22 protein-coding genes are annotated in these 18,986 nt (G+C 38.9%); 14 read left to right on the top strand and 8 right to left on the bottom strand.

Annotated features, from left to right (window positions below; translation table 11 throughout):
• Positions 1-34 precede the first annotated feature (34 nt).
• Positions 35-1,543 carry a lipoprotein 17-related variable surface protein gene (locus E4N74_RS07050; protein ID WP_255817110.1) on the bottom strand — a complete coding sequence of 503 codons (1,509 nt, stop codon included), beginning with the start codon at positions 1,541-1,543 and terminating at the stop codon, positions 35-37.
• 177 nt (positions 1,544-1,720) lie between these two features.
• On the opposite strand from E4N74_RS07050, the gene E4N74_RS07045 reads away from it, so the two are divergent.
• From E4N74_RS07045 to E4N74_RS07025, 5 genes are all read left to right on the top strand, one after another.
• The gene (locus tag E4N74_RS07045; RefSeq protein ID WP_255804767.1) at positions 1,721-2,941 is read left to right on the top strand and encodes a mechanosensitive ion channel family protein; all 1,221 of its coding nucleotides are present in this window, start codon (positions 1,721-1,723) and stop codon (positions 2,939-2,941) included.
• Between the two features lie 65 nt (positions 2,942-3,006).
• Positions 3,007-3,477: a flagellar basal body-associated FliL family protein gene (locus tag E4N74_RS07040; RefSeq protein WP_255804766.1), complete on the top strand. Its 471-nt coding sequence runs from the start codon at positions 3,007-3,009 to the stop codon at positions 3,475-3,477.
• Between the two features lie 32 nt (positions 3,478-3,509).
• Positions 3,510-3,866, top strand: a complete 357-nt coding sequence (locus E4N74_RS07035) for a hypothetical protein (protein ID WP_044977270.1) — start codon at positions 3,510-3,512, stop codon at positions 3,864-3,866.
• Complete coding sequence (locus E4N74_RS07030) at positions 3,859-4,500, top strand: RNA polymerase sigma factor (protein WP_044977269.1); 642 nt, start codon at positions 3,859-3,861, stop codon at positions 4,498-4,500. The genes E4N74_RS07035 and E4N74_RS07030 overlap by 8 nt, the downstream gene beginning before the upstream one ends.
• A complete protein-coding gene (locus E4N74_RS07025) occupies positions 4,490-4,984 on the top strand; it encodes a hypothetical protein (RefSeq protein WP_255804765.1) in 495 nt (164 codons plus the stop codon). The genes E4N74_RS07030 and E4N74_RS07025 overlap by 11 nt, the downstream gene beginning before the upstream one ends.
• Here the strand turns inward: E4N74_RS07025 and E4N74_RS07020 are convergent.
• From E4N74_RS07020 to E4N74_RS06990, 7 genes are all read right to left on the bottom strand, one after another.
• On the bottom strand, positions 4,981-5,904 hold the full coding sequence (locus tag E4N74_RS07020; protein WP_044977267.1) for a M23 family metallopeptidase: 924 nt from the start codon (positions 5,902-5,904) through the stop codon (positions 4,981-4,983). The two genes, E4N74_RS07025 and E4N74_RS07020, sit on opposite strands and share 4 nt — an antisense overlap.
• Before the next feature lie 186 nt (positions 5,905-6,090).
• On the bottom strand, positions 6,091-6,945 hold the full coding sequence (locus tag E4N74_RS07015; RefSeq protein ID WP_084224497.1) for a DUF368 domain-containing protein: 855 nt from the start codon (positions 6,943-6,945) through the stop codon (positions 6,091-6,093).
• 27 nt (positions 6,946-6,972) lie between these two features.
• On the bottom strand, positions 6,973-7,203 hold the full coding sequence (gene csrA, locus E4N74_RS07010) for a carbon storage regulator CsrA (protein WP_044977265.1): 231 nt from the start codon (positions 7,201-7,203) through the stop codon (positions 6,973-6,975).
• The gene (locus tag E4N74_RS07005) at positions 7,203-7,646 is read right to left on the bottom strand and encodes a flagellar assembly protein FliW (protein WP_255804764.1); all 444 of its coding nucleotides are present in this window, start codon (positions 7,644-7,646) and stop codon (positions 7,203-7,205) included. Before E4N74_RS07005 ends, csrA begins: the two co-directional genes overlap by 1 nt.
• An 18-nt stretch (positions 7,647-7,664) precedes the next feature.
• Positions 7,665-8,912: a flagellar hook-associated protein 3 gene (locus tag E4N74_RS07000; protein ID WP_084224496.1), complete on the bottom strand. Its 1,248-nt coding sequence runs from the start codon at positions 8,910-8,912 to the stop codon at positions 7,665-7,667.
• 22 nt (positions 8,913-8,934) lie between these two features.
• Entirely contained in the window at positions 8,935-10,806 is a 1,872-nt protein-coding gene (gene flgK, locus E4N74_RS06995) for a flagellar hook-associated protein FlgK (protein ID WP_255817109.1), read from the bottom strand.
• Between the two features lie 73 nt (positions 10,807-10,879).
• Positions 10,880-11,371, bottom strand: a complete 492-nt coding sequence (locus E4N74_RS06990; protein ID WP_044977262.1) for a hypothetical protein — start codon at positions 11,369-11,371, stop codon at positions 10,880-10,882.
• A 121-nt stretch (positions 11,372-11,492) separates the two neighbouring features.
• Here E4N74_RS06990 and E4N74_RS06985 point away from each other — a divergent pair, with 121 nt between their 5' ends.
• The 9 genes from E4N74_RS06985 to dxr all read left to right on the top strand — a co-directional run bounded on the left by E4N74_RS06985 (position 11,493) and on the right by dxr (position 18,971).
• Positions 11,493-12,092: a hypothetical protein gene (locus E4N74_RS06985; protein WP_044979632.1), complete on the top strand. Its 600-nt coding sequence runs from the start codon at positions 11,493-11,495 to the stop codon at positions 12,090-12,092.
• 136 nt (positions 12,093-12,228) lie between these two features.
• Complete coding sequence (locus E4N74_RS06980) at positions 12,229-12,936, top strand: HEAT repeat domain-containing protein (RefSeq protein ID WP_338113351.1); 708 nt, start codon at positions 12,229-12,231, stop codon at positions 12,934-12,936.
• Between the two features lie 15 nt (positions 12,937-12,951).
• On the top strand, positions 12,952-13,569 hold the full coding sequence (locus E4N74_RS06975; protein ID WP_255817107.1) for a Maf family protein: 618 nt from the start codon (positions 12,952-12,954) through the stop codon (positions 13,567-13,569).
• Between the two features lie 227 nt (positions 13,570-13,796).
• Complete coding sequence (gene rpsB / locus E4N74_RS06970) at positions 13,797-14,672, top strand: 30S ribosomal protein S2 (RefSeq protein ID WP_044977259.1); 876 nt, start codon at positions 13,797-13,799, stop codon at positions 14,670-14,672.
• A gap of 86 nt (positions 14,673-14,758) precedes the next feature.
• A complete protein-coding gene (gene tsf, locus E4N74_RS06965) occupies positions 14,759-15,601 on the top strand; it encodes a translation elongation factor Ts (RefSeq protein ID WP_044977258.1) in 843 nt (280 codons plus the stop codon).
• Between the two features lie 84 nt (positions 15,602-15,685).
• Positions 15,686-16,243, top strand: coding sequence for a ribosome recycling factor (gene frr / locus E4N74_RS06960; RefSeq protein WP_044977257.1), 558 nt, complete (start codon positions 15,686-15,688; stop codon positions 16,241-16,243).
• Positions 16,244-16,927 (top strand): polyprenyl diphosphate synthase, encoded by a 684-nt coding sequence (gene uppS / locus E4N74_RS06955; RefSeq protein ID WP_044977256.1) that lies wholly within the window; start codon positions 16,244-16,246, stop codon positions 16,925-16,927.
• A gap of 20 nt (positions 16,928-16,947) precedes the next feature.
• Positions 16,948-17,805: a phosphatidate cytidylyltransferase gene (locus E4N74_RS06950; protein WP_044977255.1), complete on the top strand. Its 858-nt coding sequence runs from the start codon at positions 16,948-16,950 to the stop codon at positions 17,803-17,805.
• 20 nt (positions 17,806-17,825) lie between these two features.
• Positions 17,826-18,971, top strand: a complete 1,146-nt coding sequence (dxr, locus tag E4N74_RS06945; RefSeq protein WP_255817106.1) for a 1-deoxy-D-xylulose-5-phosphate reductoisomerase — start codon at positions 17,826-17,828, stop codon at positions 18,969-18,971.
• The last annotated feature ends 15 nt before the right edge of the window (positions 18,972-18,986 follow it).

Genomic DNA, 18,986 nt, shown 5'->3' with positions numbered 1-18,986 from the left:
AAAGTCCGACTTGGTGCGGACAAGGGGGATTGTATCAATAATCCGGAGTAGCAATTACTTTAAGCGGTTCTGTACGAGAGCCTTTGAGCGTTACCTGAACCTCAAGAGATTTATTTCCTGCTTTTTTTACCAATTGTATATGCTCAATAAAAATCACCTTATTATTTCTGGTTTTTGAAGCTCCTCCATAAGCCGCGCCGGCGCTGCCTAAATAAACTGCAGGATTCGGATCGGAACCGTTTACAAATAAGTTGAAAAGAGAGCTGCTGCCGCCAAAAGGATTGGCTATTACAGCGGCACCGGATTCATTTATACGCAACAATGCTTTGCTAAACTCTTCTTTTTCCCACTTAGTTTCATCCGTCGATGATAGCGAATGCTTCTTTAAAAGATTGAAGAAAAGATGTGTTTCCGGTGTTGCCAGCGCCGCATCATCGGGAATATTTGCAAAGCCGGTTTTCTTTATCTCTCTACTTGCCGTAATTTTTCCGGGATCAGCCAACATCTCATTTGTTGCAATGCAAAATTGCACCGTAAGCTCGCCTTTATAGTCATCTGCATCAATACCGCCGTTTTTCGGATTTGCAACGCCGCAGGTAATATCAAGCGCCATGTATTCATCGGTATCTTTAGTTTGATACAGAGCAGTATAAAGAGCAATTGCAGTAGTATCAAAAAGATTGTCGGGAGCAAATTCCGTTAATTTGGTAAACGCATAAAATGCCGAAGCAAATTCATCGGCGTAAACCTTTATAACACTATCAGGCGTTTTCTTTAGAACATAGGCAAACACATCTTTTTCGGTAAAATACGGCTTTGTAAGATTAGCCTCAAACTTCGCTGGGAATACGGAATATTTTGTTTCCGGCGTTACCGTAGGTGTTCCGTCAGCAGTCTTTTTGTGATTTTTTACCGTATATACAGGTACGATTTTAACTTTATCCAGCCCCTCTTTTTCAAGGGTAGCAGTCAATGTATAACCGGAAGAATCGCCGAGTGTTACTGAAGTTCCGTTTACAAGAGAAAAAGTAAGTGGTGCTTTAAAAAAGTTTTTAATATCTGCGTTTGCTTTTTCCGCATATTTTTCGATTGAATGGTTGTGCTCAATGCCTTCATCAAGGTTTAACTCGCCCTTGTCGTCGGTCGTATCCACACTTTCCGGATTAGCAGCATAGGGATTGACAAAGCCGCTGACCGTTATTTCTTTTTCAAATTCTTTTCCATTTTTTGTACCTTTTACTTTTACGGTAAAGGTTCCCGCTTCGTCGTCGTAGCTTACTGCCGTCTTTTCGGTAAACGTAATTCCGCCTGTCGGCGAACTGTTTTCAATCTTTTTAGCGGCAGCCGAAGCCGTAATCTTCCCTCGCTGTAAACCGAATGCCGTAAGCACATCCGCCTCAACCAATTCATCAGGATTTTGCGGAACGGCGGGATTTGTTCCCTGATTTTCCGCACCGGAAGACGTACCCGTTTGCGGGCAGCCGGTTATCGACAGCACTAAAAGCAGCAGTGCCGACAATATCAGTTTAGTTATATTTTTCATTTCTTTTTTCTCCATATTTTAGGCTTAATTCACACAGACTAGTGGGATTACTATAATAAATTTTCTCGAAAATGTCAAGTGAAATGTTAAAAGCGTTAAAAGCGAGCTCTTTACATACTTACCCCTTTTAATTAAAATTGGAATTTAATAAGAAAATTTTAAGAGGTATTGTATTTTATGCAAAATTTGTTGGGGAAGGCACAAAGCTGGCTTTCGGAATATTCCGTTAGAGAAGAGCTTTTTTGGCTGATTGCCGTTTTGATTCTTTCTTTTATTCTTCATAAGTTATTAAAGAAAATATTGTCGGGAACGGGGAAAAAAATATTGTCCCGCATTACAGCCAAAACAAAGAGCAAACTGGACGATTATATTTTTGATAAAATTCATGTAGAACGCGCGTCGCTCATTATATATATTTTTGCTTTTAATTTTTTGTCTCTAAAATTAAGTTTCGGAGCAGGGCTTATGCAAAAACTTGCAAGCCTTATTTCGATATGGATAATAATAAGACTTTTGCACGGCTTTTTGGACGGGCTTACAGCCTATACTGAAAATGAGCCCCGATTTAAAGGAAAGCCCTACCGAAGCTATATTCAGGTTTTTATCTTAATTGTTTATATTGCAGGCTTTATCATAGCTGCAGGAACAATCAGCGGAAAATCCCCATGGTCCCTTTTAAGCGGAATTGGGGCTATGACGGCCGTTCTTCTTTTAGTATTCCGCGAGACGATTCTTTCCTTTGTGGCCAGCCTTCAGATTTCTTCCTACGATTTGGTGCGCCGCGGGGATTGGATTTCGGTTCCTAAATATGATGCCGACGGGGATGTTACCGAGGTCGCTCTGCATACGATAAAAATTCAAAACTGGGATAAAACCATTTCGGTTTTACCGACAAGCGACCTGCTGCAAAGCGGTTTTAAAAATTGGCGCGGAATGCAGGAAACGGGAGGAAGGCGTATCAAGCGCTCAATTTTTTTGGACGTTTCTTCCGTAAAATTTATGGATGAAGAACTGAGGCGCAGGGTAGGGAAGATAGACCTTTTAAAATCTTATTTTGCCGAAGTCGAAAGCTCCGATATAAGTGCTCAGTACGGTAACAATACCGAGAATCCTTTAAACGATAGAAGGCTTACCAATATCGGCACTTTTAGAATGTACGTTACGCGCTATCTTCAAAGCCTTGATACTTTAAGAAAAGACCTGACCTTCTTGGTGCGCCAGCTTGAACCGGGACCTACAGGCGTCCCTTTGGAGATTTATGTTTTTGCTGCAACTACCAACTGGGCAGAATATGAAAAGATTCAAGCCGATATTTTCGACCATCTTTTTGCATCCGTCCACGAATTCGATCTTAGGATATTCCAATATCCTGTAGGCGGCTTTTTGCCAAAAAAGTAATATACGTGAGCCTTTCAAATAAGCCGCTCTATTGAATATTTGGCTCCCATTTTATATAATTGAGTATGCTTAAAAATAACCGGAAAGGCTTAAGATTATATAAATTTCTTAAATATGTACTTTTTGCATTAATCCTTATTATAATTGCCGGTTCGGTTTTTTCTCTTTTTAAAAGAAAAAATGTCGGGGAGACCTTAAAACCTGAAAACCATTCGGAAATACGCGGAAAAAAAGCTCTTTATTCCGATTTAGGCAAACTTAGGATTTCTACAGCCGATACCACACCCGCAACCCTTGTCATTTTTCCCATTTTGGAGTATAATTCTGAAGATAAAGCCTTTGAAGAAGAACTTGTTCAAAAGAAGAAAGATATACGTAAGCACATAATTGACTGGTTTTCGCAAAAAACGGTATATGAGCTTTATACTATACCTGAACATGAGTTAAAAAAAGAATTATTAACCGAGATAAATTCTATCTTGAATTTATCCCGTATAAAGCGTATATATTTTAAGGACTTTGTTATTTTAGAATAAAATTTTTAAAATAAAATTTTGGAGGAATTGAAATGAGCGGACAACCTGTTGCAGCTGCACAGATTATTATAGCTGTTGTTCCCATAGTCGGTATTGTTATGGCCGGCGTTTTAATTTTTTTCTACTTATTTTGGCGTAACAAACAAATAATCTGTCAAATTCAAACTAAAACATATATTCCGATAAAATTTAATTTATCGGGTTTTTGCCTTATTTCAGGCATTCTTTTATTAATGATAGGAAGCGTTCTAACTGTTCTGTTTTCGGTAATAGACGGGGTGAGCTATGTACTTTTAGGAGGCCTTGTACCTTTAAGCTGCGGCATAGGCCTTTTGGCCTACTATTTTATTTCATCTAAAGGCAAGAAAGAGGATCTGAAAGATGATTAAATTTACCAATTTACTTAGAAAAGAATCTCCTGAAGCCGTACAAGACCGCCTCTTATGTAAAGCTGTCCTTGCAGGAAATACCGAAGCCTTCAGCCTGATTGCTTCAAAATACCAAAAGCGCATCTATTCTTTGGGGATGAGCTTTTTTAAAAACCATGATGACTCTGAAGATTTTGTTCAGGATATAATGCTTAAAACCTTTTCGGCTCTGCCTAAATTCCGCGGAGAGTCTTCTTTTTCTACATGGCTTATGAGAATTGCCTATAATTCGGCGATAAACTCGGTTAAACGTAAAAGGGAATTCGTTTCTGCTTTTGATGATTTTGAGATAAGGACTAATGATCTTAGCCCGGAAGAGAGGCAAATTCAAAATTGTGTAAAAAATGCAATCAGGCGGGCTGTAAACGACCTCCCCGAAAAATACAGAATATGTATAGACCTTTATTTTTTTTATGATATGCCCTATGCGGATATAGAATCGGTTACGGGCATCCCTGTAAATACTATTAAGTCTCATATTTTCCGCTCAAAAAAAATATTAAAAACCGAACTTGAAAATCAAGGAATTTACGGACAAGAAGAAAGTCCTAAGTATCCGGTTTTATTTAAATTGAATTTGGCTTATGACATGTAATGAAGCTATTAACCGTTATATGATGCTTGATAAGCATGAAGCGGTTCCTTTTGCAGTTACTTTCCATCTTTTGAGGTGTAAGAAATGCCGCAGCCTTGTGCGTGCTCTTACTCAAGCCTCAAATCTGTATACCTCTTCTTTTAGAACCAAGGCAGATGAGGTTCTTACCGAAAAAACTATGGTAAAAATTGAGGCGGCGGTTCCCGATTTTTTGAGCCTGCAAGCGGAAAAATATCAGCTTCCTAATGTCAGCATCTTACCATGGGCCATCGTCGGGATACTAATGATTGTCGGCCTTGCTTACATACCGTTTACGGAAATAGGTAAATGGGCTGCAACGAATTTTAAGCTTAGTTTTGTAATTCCTTTTGCTCTTGTTTTTGCTATCTTTGTAAGCGTTTATTCAGGCATATTCGTTTACCGTAATCTGGATTTTTTTGTAAAGAAGCTCGATCTAAAGGATCAAAAAATAGAAAAGGTTTAATTCCATACGGCGGCAGGATTTATTGTGGCTCCGTTTTTGTAAACCGTAAAATGAACATGTGGGCCTGTGCTTCTGCCTGTTGTGCCGACGGTTCCTATTTTAGTTTGAGGGGTAACATACTTTCCGCGCGAGGTTAGAATGGAGTTCATATGTCCGTAAAGGGTTTGATAACCTGAGTGATGTCTTATTATTACATAGTTGCCGTATACATTGCTGTAACCTGTTGCGGCTACGGTTCCCGGAAGGGCTGCATAGATTGGGGCACCGAGGTATGTTGCAAGGTCTATTCCGTTATGAAAGCTCCTGTTTCCTGTAAAAGGGTCCCGCCTCCAGCCGTAACGGGAGGTTATCCTATATCCTCCGTGTATGGGAGACTTAAAAAGGTCTCCATTGATTTCTTGAAGGGTTACCCAGTCGAGTTTTGCATCCGGCAAGAATATTACGGCTCCTGCTTTTAGTACATTATTATCCGAAATTTTATTGACTAAGGCCAATTTTTCAAGCGAAATTTTATAGGTGTCGGCCAATTTTTCAGGCGTGTCGCCTTTTTTTGGTGTATAAACAATTCCGTCCATTGAAGGAATTTTTAACAGCTGTCCTATTTGAAGAGTTCTAGTGTTTCTTAGTTTATTTAAGCTTATAATTGCGTCCTGACTTACGCCGTAGCGGGCTGCAATTTCGCCCACCATGTCGCCTTTTTTTACCGAATATACTATGTAGTCGAGAGGAGGGAGCGTTATTTCAGAAATTTCCTTATCAGGTCTAAAAGTAGGCAATCTTGTATCTCCGCCTCCCATTCCGTCATCCTGTGAGTTTTGAGATACACTAGCAAAATTAAAGCCGTTCAAGGCAAAGTAGACTGTACCTGCGACTAGGAGGAAACCGATTATACCTGCAATCAAATAATGAGTTTTTTTCATTTAAACCTGCAAAACTTTTCCATATAAATTATCTTAATTATCGGTAAAAGAGTGAAATTTATTCACTCTTTTAGACAAAAAGTATAATAAAAAATCAAAAAAATTGCAACGGGTGAAGTCTTTTATTCGTGCGGATGGTTTAATATCCTGTTGCTGTGCAATGCACGCTTGCGTCGGGGGTGTTGATTATTTCCGTGTTTTCTTTTTTTCAAAAAGAATTATCAAGCCATAGCCTGCAAGCATACAGAGGAGTGTAATTGGCTTCATAGAATGTTGCAGCCAGTCTTCCGGCAATATATGTCTGATTGAACCTGAAACGAGGCCTAAAATAAAGGCATAGGTGATCTTAGGAAATTTTTCCATTAAAAAACCTATTAATCTGGCAGATAAAATGATACCTGCAAGAATTCCTAGACCGACAGGTATAAGAAGTGGAATGTTAAAGTCTGTAATTGCTTTTAAGACTGTGTAATAGGCTCCCATTATTAAAAGAATGAAGGAGCCTGATATGCCCGGAATTACCATTGCGGCAGCTCCTGCAAAGCCTGCTATGAATAAAAATATGAAGTTAGTTAAGCTCAATGTTTTTATAACCGCATTTGATGAACCCTCTGCACCTTTAAAAAAGTATAGGGCAAGCATTATGCTTAAACCTATCAAAAACCAAATAATTTTAAGTACGATTTTTATAGGCTTTTTTTGTTCTTTTTCTTTGACAAATTCAAAAATTATAAATATGCTTCCGATTATTAGACCCGCAAAAAAGAAACTTGTTTGTACAGGAAACCTTTCATAAACAAGTTTGAATAGGCGTGCAAAAAGGAGAACGCCCAGACCGACTCCTCCGAAAAGACAAAGATAAATTTTAAAATTATTCTTAATGATTTTTACGTCAAGGCTTGCCGCTCCTATAAGATCCGAATAAACTCCGAAAATGACGGCTATTGTTCCACCCGAAATTCCCGGTATAACATTCGCTATACCGATGGCAATACCTGCAATTATTTTCTTTATATAGTTTAACATTGTTTCATTATATATAAATTTTACAATATAAACAATTGGGATTTAGTTATTCTTTTTAATATGCAGTTCGGGTAAATTAAGTTTTGCATCGCGGACTAAGGCTGCCTTGTTTTCATTTTGGATTTCTTGGTAGATTTCTTCACGGAAAACCTTGACCGATGCCGGTGCATCTACACCTATCTTTACCTGATCTCCCCGAATATCGATTATGGTAAGTTCTATGTTATCGCCTATTAGAATTTTTTGGTTTGTTTTACGGGAAAGTATGAGCATCAGTTCCTCCCCGCAGTATTAAGCTCTGCAAGAATGTCGTGTTTTGTATTCCATTTTCCGTCATTTAAGACAGCCTGAAAAGCCTTTTTATTCTTTTTGTTTATAATAAGAGGGCCCTGCAAATTTGCCGTAATAGGTGCTCCTGTAGGCGGAATGGTAACAAGGGCAAAAACCAAGAGGTCTTTAGGAGATTCTGCCTCTATCGGTTTTAATAATTCGTCATCGATATCCAGCTCATAATCGGGTCTGAACAAAAAAGGATCTATAACGATGAAGGCTAAATTTTCATCGTCAAGGGATTGAACCCAAAAGAAGGGGGCTTTTCCCGAATCCAATAAGGCGTATTTATGAAATTCTTCAAATCCGTAAAATCCGTCAACCAATTCTATTATCTGTTCATCCTGAATCTCAACAAGCCCCATGGCTTTTGTCTTAATTTCCATTGTAAATCCATCCTATTTCTATTTTAAGTAGTTTAAAAGTGAATCCCTGTAAAGTCTTCCCAATACGCTTAAAGAAGCTTGATGAGTATGTTCAAACATCTTTAGATCGGTTATCGCCTTTGTAATGTCCAAGTCTGCTTCGCGCGCCTCTGCCGCCGTTACATTTAAGGTTTGCGTATCAATGCGGGCTAATATTACTTCGGCTCTTGCATACTTGGAACCCGTTTCGGCCATTCTTGTAGTAAGATTGTGTATGCCTTCATCGAGGCTTCCTAAAATCTTTCCGCCTAGGGCTTCTTGGTCTCCCGAAAGGAAAGCATCGCGGACGGCAATGGCTGCATCAAAAAGAGAGCCCCCCGAAACGCGTACCGAATTTGCCAAATTGTAGGGCGGTCTTTGTTCGGCCTTTATTAAGCCCAATTCGGATAAAACGGTGCTTCCTTCCGCATCTCTAAGCCAAAGCTGGCGGGCATCGGTAGTTGTAAGGTTTAAGCCGCTTGTTATCGGGTCAAGGCTTGCTTTTACTGCGGCTCCCGAATCGTTTATCTTTGACATAATTGCATAAACATTGTCGCCTGCAATTAAGGGAATTTCAACCCCGTCAACCTCGATGCTTGTGTCTTCTTTTATAACAAAGTTTCGGGCATCAGTTTGAGAAATAAGAATTTGCTGCTCTGCCCAAAATACCCTGTTACCGGCCTGATCTGCCCTCATAAAAGAAAGCTCATCGGTTTCAACTTCTTTTGAATCGACCGTACCGTTATATCTGACCTGAGTTATAAGGGCGGAACCTGCTCCGTCCACATCTCCCATTACGGTTTCAAAGGGCTCTGTAAAACTTTTGGTTCCCGAAAAAACTCTGACACCGTCCGAATTTACGGCATTTCCGTTTTGAATAAGTTCTTTTAAAAGTTCATCGGCCTCGGCTGCCATATCTTTTAGGTCATCCGGTGTATAGGTTCCGTTTGCTCCCTGTACTGAAAGTTCTCTTAAACGCTGAACAACTTGGAGCGAATTATTCATATAGGTTTCGGCCGACATATATTGATCGCGCAAGGTTTTTGTGTTTTTTTCAAACCTTTCGAGGCGGGCAAGATAGGACTTGTACCTTACCGAGTGTCCTGCAGAAACGGGGTCATCTCTAAGCTGGTTTATCCGCCGTTGGGACTGTATCTGATTATTTAGATTATGAAGCCTCGATTCCTGATTCCTCATCGAAAAATTGCTGTCCGTGTGCTGAATATTTGTACTAATTCTTTTCATCATATTTTACTCCAAACCTTAAAAGCTAGACACCCATTCTGTTTATAACGGTGTCTATCATTTCGTTGATTACCGAAACAAATCTTGCAGAAGCATTATACCCGTGCTGAAATTTGATAATATCCGATAGTTCTTCGTCTATGTTTACGCCCGATACTGAATCTCTCATATCGTGTAATTCCTTTACAATGGCTATCTGTGTGTTTAAGGTCATTTCTGCCTGTTCGCCTTTTAGACCGATTTCTGTTACAGTATCGGCAAAAAAGTCGTCAAAAGTGGCTGAGTGCCCTACCATTACGGGAGTATTTCTGATTGCAGCTATTGCAAGAGCGGCTCTGTTGTCTCCCGGATAGGCGACACCTTCGGGGCCCTTATAGCCCGAAGCTATATTTTGTATATCGCTTTTGATTACGGGATTTATTTCCATCCAGCCTGAAGGATGGGCTATAGGAGAAACCGCATATTGGGCTCCTGCCAATACATCAACTGCATTTGCTCTTCCCCAGTCATAGGCACCTTCCTGCCCTGCCTGAGAAAGCACGCCCGAATAGCCTGCTAAAAATCTTCCCGAATCCTCGACATGACGGATAACAAAGTCAGGATTTTCTTTATCAAGGCTTGTCATACCTTTTAAAACAAGTTTATTGTTTTGGTCAAGGTAAGCCGCTACTTCGGAGCCTGATCTGTTAATCCTTTCTACAAGGTCTGAAACCATATCAGTCGAATAATAGGGTACCTGCACAATGCCGTCCCCAGACGAAAGGGTTAAGGTTCCTTCAAGGCCTATTTGTTCACGCGGGTCAAGGGTGTTGGTACCTGTAATTCTGAAGATGTAGGAAGAATCATATTCTCCGTCTCCGTTTCTGTCAAAATTACCGAGGGTATTGTTTATAAAATATTGTTCCTTAAAAAAATCGATGCCTGTTTTTCCGTTGGGACTCATAGCATTTCTGTGTACATCGTTTACCAAATCGACAAAGTTCATTGTCATTGTATCCAGTTTTCTGATTTCGTCCCGAATATCCGTATCCCTAAGCTCAATCAAAGCGGCTAGTTTTCCCGATTCAAAATGAGCTAAATTACCGGAATCTTCCCAGATAACGTCTGCATATTTATCGTTTTCAGTTGAGGCCCTAAAATCGAATGTTCGGTGTGTTCTTCCCTGTACTATTTCCAAACCGGCCGTATGAATGACGTATGTTTCGTCTTCATCTCTTTTATCTACTGAAATATCTATGAGGGAGGAAAGTTTTTCGGTTAAAAGGTCTCTTTTATCCATCAAGTCATTGGGATTGTCCCCCATAGCCTTAACCTTAACTATTTCTTCGTTTAGTTTGGCTATACGGCTTGTAAGGTCGTTTACCTGTTTTACGGTTGCTTCTATGTCGCCGTGTACCATGTCCCTTATGCCCTGTAAGCCGCGGAATTGATGATGAATGGCATCCGTTAAAGTTTCAGTCCGTGTACGGACTACCTGACGGGCAGCATCCGACTCAGGGTAGAGTGAAAGTTCTTGCCAAGCCTCCCAAAACTGGTCCATTCGGCTTCGGACGGAAATGTCTTCGGGTTCGTTATGAACCTGTTCCAAAAGAGCAATATAAGAGTTTCTTGTTTCCCAATAGCCTAGGTCATCGGCAGCCCCTATAATTCTTTGATCCAAAAGCTCATCCCTTAATCGGGTAATGGAACCTATGGTAACTCCCTGTCCGATTTGCCCGGGTGTTTCTGCTCTGGTTAAGTCTGGCCTGTAAAGAGGCTCAAAAGCATCGAGGTTTACCCTCTGCCTTGTATATCCCTTTGTCGAAGAATTCGAAATATTATGACCCGCCGTTTGAATCGACTGCTGGTGAGCAAACAAACTTCTTTTTCCTAATTCTATTGCATCAAATGTCGCCATCTATACCTCCATAATAATTACGGTAGATAAACAGTGAGGCTGAATTTCTGCCGAACTGTTTATCGCACCTCCTTTATAAGACCTCATTTAAAACGAGGCTTGTTATTTCCGTATTAACCCGTTTCCCTTTCGCAGTATAACATTTTCCGTTTCTTTCTTCCGAAATAATATTTACTACACCATTCACCAAGGCTTGAGCATGTGAAACATAATTTGAGAAAACATCATTTTCAATTTTTGAATAGAAAACTCTTTCTTTTAATTTTTCATATAAAGAATCGATCTGCTTCTTATCTGCCGGAGCAAATTGTTTTGTCTGTGCATAAAAGTCAATTTCGTGAGAATCATTTTCATCAGCTTGCAAAAGTCCGTATAATTTTTTATCCAAATGCGAAAATTTTACGGAAGCATCGTTTAAGGAACTCAAGTTTTTTTCACTTTCCTGCCAGTCTCTATCCAAAACACCTTGGTACATAGCCTTTTGCAAATTATAGATATTATCGATTAAATCAATTTGTTCATGTAAAATGCTTTTTATGTCTGCCGCAACCGAATGTTTTTCCATAGCAATCTACTCCTCAGAGGCAGTATCGGCATATAAAAAAAAAGCATTAGAGAATTTTTAATTTATGAAAAGAAATAACATTTCAGTTGACGTAAGCCGAAAATAAATGTATTATAATTGTATGAAAAAGACTTTTTATTGTTTAGGCCTATGCCTTGTTGTAATTTTAATAGGTTCATGTGCATCCGCACCTGAAACAAAGCCTGTTTCTGTTGTTGAAACTCCTGTACCGGAAGAAAAGCCTCAGCAGGTTCAAAAACCAGAGGCTGAAAAGCCTATAGAAGAGGAAAAGCCTCAGGCTGAAGTATCAAAACCTGCGGATGAAGAAGTTGTTGCTCAATTTGAGGGCGTTTCCATTACCAAAAAGGACAAGGAGATAGCTAAGTCCGAAATTGAAGAGGTTGTAAAAAAACTAAACGATATAACGGCAAAAAAGGACTATGGACGTTGGAGATACTGGCTTTCAAAAGATTATATAAAAGAATTTTCAAAGCCTGAAGTTTTGAAAAAAGCCAGCGAGGGACTTCCTGCTCATCAAAAAGGAACGCAGTTAAAAAGTATTGAAGACTATTTTTACTATGTTTTTGTTCCTTCAAGACAAAACAAAGTGTTTGATGATATTACTTATTTATCACCGACTAAGGTTGAAGCTAGGACGACAGACTCTAAGGTGCTTTATAGATTTGAAAAAATAGATGACAGATGGCTTTTGGTTCCTTAAAACGGGCTTTTAGAGGTTTTTCATCGAATTTGACTATTTTGACTATAAAAATAAAAAAAGCAAGTTTTACTACTTGACTTTACAATGAAAATGATTGAAAATAAAGGTAATGTACCAAACTAGGGGGTAATTGAACATGCGACGAAAGTCTTTAGTTTTTGTAATGATGATATTATGTTTAGGATTATGCTTTGTATTTGCAGAGGAGGGAGAAAAGCCCGGCTCTATGATGACAGTTGAAGAAGCCTATCTTAATTCGATGGAGGGCATAATTCTTAAAGAGATGGTTACAGCGGAAGGCCGCGATTCTAAGTTTGTAGCCTTGCAGATGGTTGAAGAAGCTATTGAGAGCGGGAGGGTAACACCTGAACTGCAGGAAGCTCTTGATTCTCTTGCGACTGTAGGCCTTACCTCGGTCGTACGTGAAAACGGAAGAGTTGCCAATAACTATCCCGATGTCAGAAGGGAGGCATGCCGTCTTTTAGGAAAAATTAAAAACGAACAGGCAAAGAAATCTCTTATGACCGTTATGTACACCGATAATGAGCCGGTAGTAATTATGGAAGCCGTTAAATCTTTAGGAGAATTGGGTTACAACAATAATGATGAGGTTGTAGATATGATAAATTTTATCAACCGCAAATTCGATATTATTAACCCTCAAAGCTCCTTGGCCCTTGAAGTACTCAATGCTTATGAAAAATTGGCTCCCACTGTAAAAGATAAGAGAGCTATGACTGAAAGTATTATGAGAATTGCAAATAACTTTAACTACATAACTCCTGTAAGAAACAGAGCTATGGAAGTCCTAAAATCAATAGTGAGCGGACAAAATAAGAACTAAAATTTAGCTAAAAGAATGAAAGAGCTGATTTTAGCTTCTGCATCACCCAGACGAAAAGAGATACTCGATTCGCTGGGTGTTTTATTTTATATTAAACCGTCTAATTTTGATGAATCTTTAATAACCGAAAAAGATCCGGTAAAAAAATGTATTTTAACTGCGCACTGTAAGGCGGAAAGCCTTTTTAAGACCTTACCGCGAACTGCGGACAATAACCTTAATAAGCTGATATTGGCGGCAGATACTCTTGTTTTTGCTATCGATACTGAAATTCCAAATAAAAAGATAATCTTCGGTAAACCTAAAACCGAAAAAGAAGCCGAAATGATGCTTAAAAGCCATTCCGGTTCAGCCCATTTTGTGGTGAGTGCAATCTGCCTTCTTGACTGTAAAACAGGTCAAGTAAATGAAAAACACAATATTTCTAAGGTCTTTTTTAAAAAACTTTCCGATAAAGAAATTTCCGCATATATAAAAACCGAAGAATGGAAGGATGCTGCAGGGGCTTATAAAATTCAAGGTAAGGCTTCTTTTTTTATTGAAAAAATCGAAGGCTCCTATACCGGCATAGTCGGCCTTCCTATAAAAGAGCTTTATGAAATCTTAAATGAAAAGGGATTCAGTATTCTTTAATCGAAAAACCTGCGAATTTAAGGCCTTAGATAAAACTCTTTTAAGTAAACTTTGTCAAGCACTATACAAAAACTTCAAAAAATTATATAATACCGATATGCCGTTTTTACGGTAAATATCCGGAAGGATGTACGGCTATAAGATTAGCCCCTAGGCAGTTTAATTGGCTGTACTCTGTTCCGAGAAATAGAGAAGGCAGGAGCTTTTTAGCTCCAAAGGAGAAACACATGGCAGTAGTAACCATGAAAAACTTACTTGAATCAGGCGTACATTTCGGCCATCAAGTAAAACGCTGGGATCCGAGAATGAAAAAATACATTTTTTCGGAAAGAAACGGAATTCATATCATCGATTTACAAAAAACAATCGTTGCAATCCGTGAGGCCTATGAAGCTGTCCGCAAAACAACTTCGGAAGGGAAGTCGGTTTTGTTCGTAGGAACAAAGAAGCAGGCCCAGCAGACAATTCAAAAAGAAGCTGAAAGATGCGGAATGTTCTATGTAAACAACCGCTGGCTTGGCGGAATGCTTACAAACTTTTCAACAATCAAAAAGAGTTTGGCCCGTCTTAAGAAAATCGAAAAAATGGAAGTTGACGGGACATTCGATAACCTAACAAAAAAAGAAATCGCTTCTCTCCAAAAAGAAAAAGCAAAGCTTGAAAAAAACTTAGGCGGCATTAAGGAGATGAAGGATCTACCCGGAATTCTATTTATTATCGATACCCGAAAAGAAGAAATTGCTATCAGAGAAGCCCGCTCATTAGGTATTCCTATTATTGCCGTTGTTGATACCAACTGCAATCCCGAAGGCATCGATTATCCCATCCCCGGAAACGATGATGCAATCAGAGCTATTTCGCTTTTTACAGGCGTAATCGCTAATGCCGTTATCGAGGCCGATAACGAACACGGCCTTAAAATCATCGAAAATCTTCAGGAAGATGAGGAGTCCGGCGATTCAGGTGTTGATCCTTATCAGGACAGAGAAGAAGAAATTACCGATTATTCCAACTACACTCCCAAAGATGAAACTTCCGGAGATGATGTGGATGAAGAAGAAAATCCTCTCGTAAATGATGAGGATTTATATGACGACAAGTAAATAAAAGTTTTTATAGGAGATTCGATAAACAGCTCGGCAGAAATTCTGCCTCACTGTTAATCTTCTAGTTTTTATAGGAGAAATTTATGGATATTAAAGCATCTGATGTAAAAGAATTGCGAGATAAAACCGGTGCAGGTATGATGGAGTGCAAAAAGGCTTTACAGCACTGTAACGGGGATGCCAAAGAGGCTGAAAAATATTTAAAAGAAAAAGGTCTGGCTGCCGTCGAAAAACGTGCCGATAGAGCAACAAGTGAAGGTATTATTGTTATCAAAAATGATAATAAGAAAGCTGTTATGCTTGAAATGACTTGCGAAACCGACTTTGTTGCAAAAAATGCGGACTTTATCGCCGTCGGAGAAGACATTGCAAAAACGGCCTTTGATAAAGACATTTCTGAAGTTACTCCCGAACTAAATGATAAGCTCTTGGATTTGGCTACCCGCGTACGCGAGAACATGAACCTTACACGCTTAATCAGTGTAAAGGCCGGTACAGACGAGTACCTTTCACGCTATATTCATTCCGATAAAAAAACTGGAGTCATTGTAGTTTTAAAGTCGGATAAGCCGGAAATCTTTGAAAAAAGTGCGGTTCAAGACTTTGCTTATGACTGCTGTTTACATGCAGCAGCATTTTTGCCCCTCTATGTTAAAAAAGAAGATGTGGATGAATCTTACATCAAAGAACAAGAAGAAATCTTTAGAGGTCAGGTTGCAGACATGGATAAGCCGGATAATGTAAAAGAGGGAATTGTTAAAGGAAAAATTTCAAAGCATTTATCCGAAATCTGTTTTCTTGAACAGCCCTTTGTCAAGGATGACAAACTTTCAGTCTCAAAGAAAATGGCTGAGGTCGGAAAAGAAGCCGGAGCTTCTTTGAGCTTATCAAAGCTGGTTATTTTTCAATTAGGTGTTAAAGCCTAAAACACAATTTAAGATGTTATGCTGCCTCTCTTTAAGTTTAAGGGGGACAGCATATAACCGGTAAAAATAAATCGGAGGCAAATTATGATAGAGGAAGTTAAAAAAAGTTGCGAAGAAAAAATGAAAAAAACGGTTTCTGCGTTAAAAGAAGAATTTAATATGCTTAGAACCGGAAGGGCATCTTCAGCCCTTTTTGATAAGATAAAGGTAAACTGTTATGGAGAGAGCACCCCTCTTAACCAGCTTGCAAATATTTCTATTCCTGAAGCAAGGCTTGTAGTAATTCAGCCATGGGATAAATCCTTATTGGTCGAAATCGAAAAAGCTGTGCTGCAGGCTGACCTTTCGGTAAATCCTACAAATGACGGAAAGGTTATCCGCATTGCAATTCCGCCTCTGACGGAAGACCGCAGAAAAGACCTTGCAAAAAAGGCAAAGACCATTGCCGAGAATTCAAGGGTTTCTATCCGCAATATCAGACGGGACGGAATCGATGAGGCAAAAAAATTACAAAAAGACGGAAAGATAAGCGAAGATCAGTTAAAAACAGCTGAAGATGTATTACAAAAATCTACGGATGCTTATATTTCCGAAATAAATAAAGTTCTTGAAGCAAAAGAAAAGGAAATAATGGAAAACTAAATGTCCGATGACCTAAAACATATTGCCATTGTCATGGACGGCAATGGCAGATGGGCAAAAAAAAGAGGACTTCCCCGTTCTATGGGACATAAGGAAGGGCTTAATACCGCAAAAAAAATAACCAAGGCCGTATCCGATCTGGGAATTCCTTATATAACGCTTTATGTATTTTCTACCGAAAACTGGAAAAGAACCGAGTCCGAGGTCGGGTTTTTGATGGGCCTTATTAAGCAGCATTTGAGGGCTGAGCTTAAATTTTATGCCGATAATAATATACGTATTGAACATATAGGCAATTTATACGGTTTACCTCAAGATATTCAAAATGAGATAGCTACAGTAAAAGCCCAAACTGCAAATTATACAGGGACTGCAATTGTGCTTGCAATAAATTACGGTTCTCAAAACGAGATAATAAGGGCGATAAGAAAAATAAACCCGGACGAGCTGTCTACAATAAGCGAAGAACTTTTTGATTCGAAGTTGGATACGGGTAAAATTCCACCTGTAGATCTGCTTATAAGGACGGGCGGAGAAAAGCGTTTAAGTAATTTTCTGCTTTGGCAAAGTGCCTATGCGGAACTATATTTTACGGATACCTTGTGGCCTGACTGGACAGCGGAAGACCTATATGAAGCAATAGAAGATTATAAAAAAAGAAACAGACGTTATGGAAACGCTTAATGTAATAAACGGAGAATAAAATGAAAATAAAAAAAATTATTGAAAGACTTGTCATATTTTTTGTGGGTGCACCTTTAATTTTAGCTTCCATTTATTTTATTCCTAATTATAATTTTTTAGCTTATCATATTGAGTTATTTATAGCTGCCTTAATTGCAAATTATGAAATATATAATATTTTATCCCAAAAATCACCGGCCTATCCTAAAAAAATTCTTGCTTTCTTCGGATCAATCCTTTTGTTTTCATCATACCTAATAGGCTTAAATGTTTTACCGTTCTACTGCATCTTTCTTATCTTCGGCTGTGTAACCGCCGGAATGATGTTTATGGAAATTATCTTTTCATTTTCTGGAAATTTTACTAACAGCATCAGTCGATTTACAGCGGGTGTGTTTATGCTGATTTATCCTTGGGGTTTGGCAGTTTATTTATCTTTAATAACAATACTTCCCAATGCAGGCGCCCTTATCATCATGTTTTTTCTTATGACCTTCGGCTGCGATTCCTTTGCATGGTTTTTCGGTATGCTGCTTGGAAAAAACAACAGAGGCCTTATTAAGGCAAGCCCTAAAAAAAGTATTGCAGGCTTTATAGGCGGCTTCATAGGTTCAATCACAGCTGCAGTATTTTCCTTTTATTTTTTTAATAAACAGTTTAACGGAAAATTAAAAGAACTTATAATAATAGCTCTTTTTACCGCCTTTTTTGCCATTATCGGAGACATAATAGAATCAATTTTAAAACGTTCTGCAGATGTTAAAGATTCAGGGAAGGTGATTTTAGGGCGGGGCGGTATTCTTGACAGCATTGATTCTTTGCTCATAGCCGCTCCCGTATTCTACTGCTTTTGCGTACTCTTATTAGGCGGCCTTTAATGAAACATAGGCGGCCTTTAATGAAAAAAAAACGGGTTTTATTGCTGGGTGCAGGCGGCTCGATAGGAAAAAATTCTTTAGAAGTAATAAGAAGATTTTCCGATAGGTTTGAACTTGCCGGTTTTTCGGTTCATTCAAATTTGGACTTTGCAAAAAAAATAAAAGCCGAATTTATCGGTGCACAATTTGTTTCTACAAAAAAAAACGATTCCACTTTAAAACACGAGATAGATGTAAAAGCTATAAACCGGCTGATTGAAGAATCAAAGGCCGACATCGTTATAAACGGTATAGCGGGTTCGGCAGGCTTAAAGGCTTCGGTAGAAGTTATAAAAAGCGGTTTGGATTTGGCTCTTGCCAATAAAGAAACTATAGTAGAGGCAGGAGAATTGATTTTTCAAGATGCCGAAAAAACGGGGAGTAAAATAATTCCCGTTGATTCGGAGCACGCTGCGATTTTTCAGCTTATAAACGCTCATAAAAAAGAAAATATTGAAAAAATTATAATTACCGCCTCAGGCGGCCCTTTTTTAAATACGCCTAAGGAAAAGCTTTGCACCATAAAACTTGAAGATGCTTTAAAGCATCCGACATGGAAAATGGGAGGAAAGATTACGATAGATTCGGCTTCTCTTGCAAACAAGGCCTTGGAAGTAATTGAGGCTGTAAAGCTATTTTCTTTTCCGCCCGAAAAAATCGAAGTTACGGTTCATCCTCAAAGTATAATCCATTCGATGGTACAGTGTAAAAACGGAGAGATATTTGCTCAAGCCTCTCCTCCCGATATGAAAAATCCTATTTTAAATGCTTTAAGTTTTCCTGAAATGCCTGAACCATTTTTAAACCCCTTGGATTTTTCTCAAGTTATAAGGTTGGAATTTATGCCTCCCAGAACCGATGATTTTCCCATGCTGGCTTTGGGCTTTGAGGCGGCTAAAAAAGGCGGAGCCTATCCTATAGCTTTTAATGTTGCAAACGAAGAAGCCGTTGATGCCTTTATGCATGGAAAGGTGAGCTTTACCGATTTAGCGGATATTACGCAAGAAGTTTTAAATTCGGATTGGACTATGAAACCTTCTTCTTATGAAGAAGTTTATGACTATGAAAACAGGGCAAGAGCGATCGCTTTGGCAAGGATACTTGGCAGAGTAAACGGCCTGCAATAAAAGTAAAACGGAATA

Source organism: Treponema putidum, assembly GCF_024401155.1.
In the GTDB taxonomy this organism is placed as follows: domain Bacteria; phylum Spirochaetota; class Spirochaetia; order Treponematales; family Treponemataceae; genus Treponema_B; species Treponema_B putidum.
This window is presented reverse-complemented; position numbering and strand designations above follow the sequence as displayed.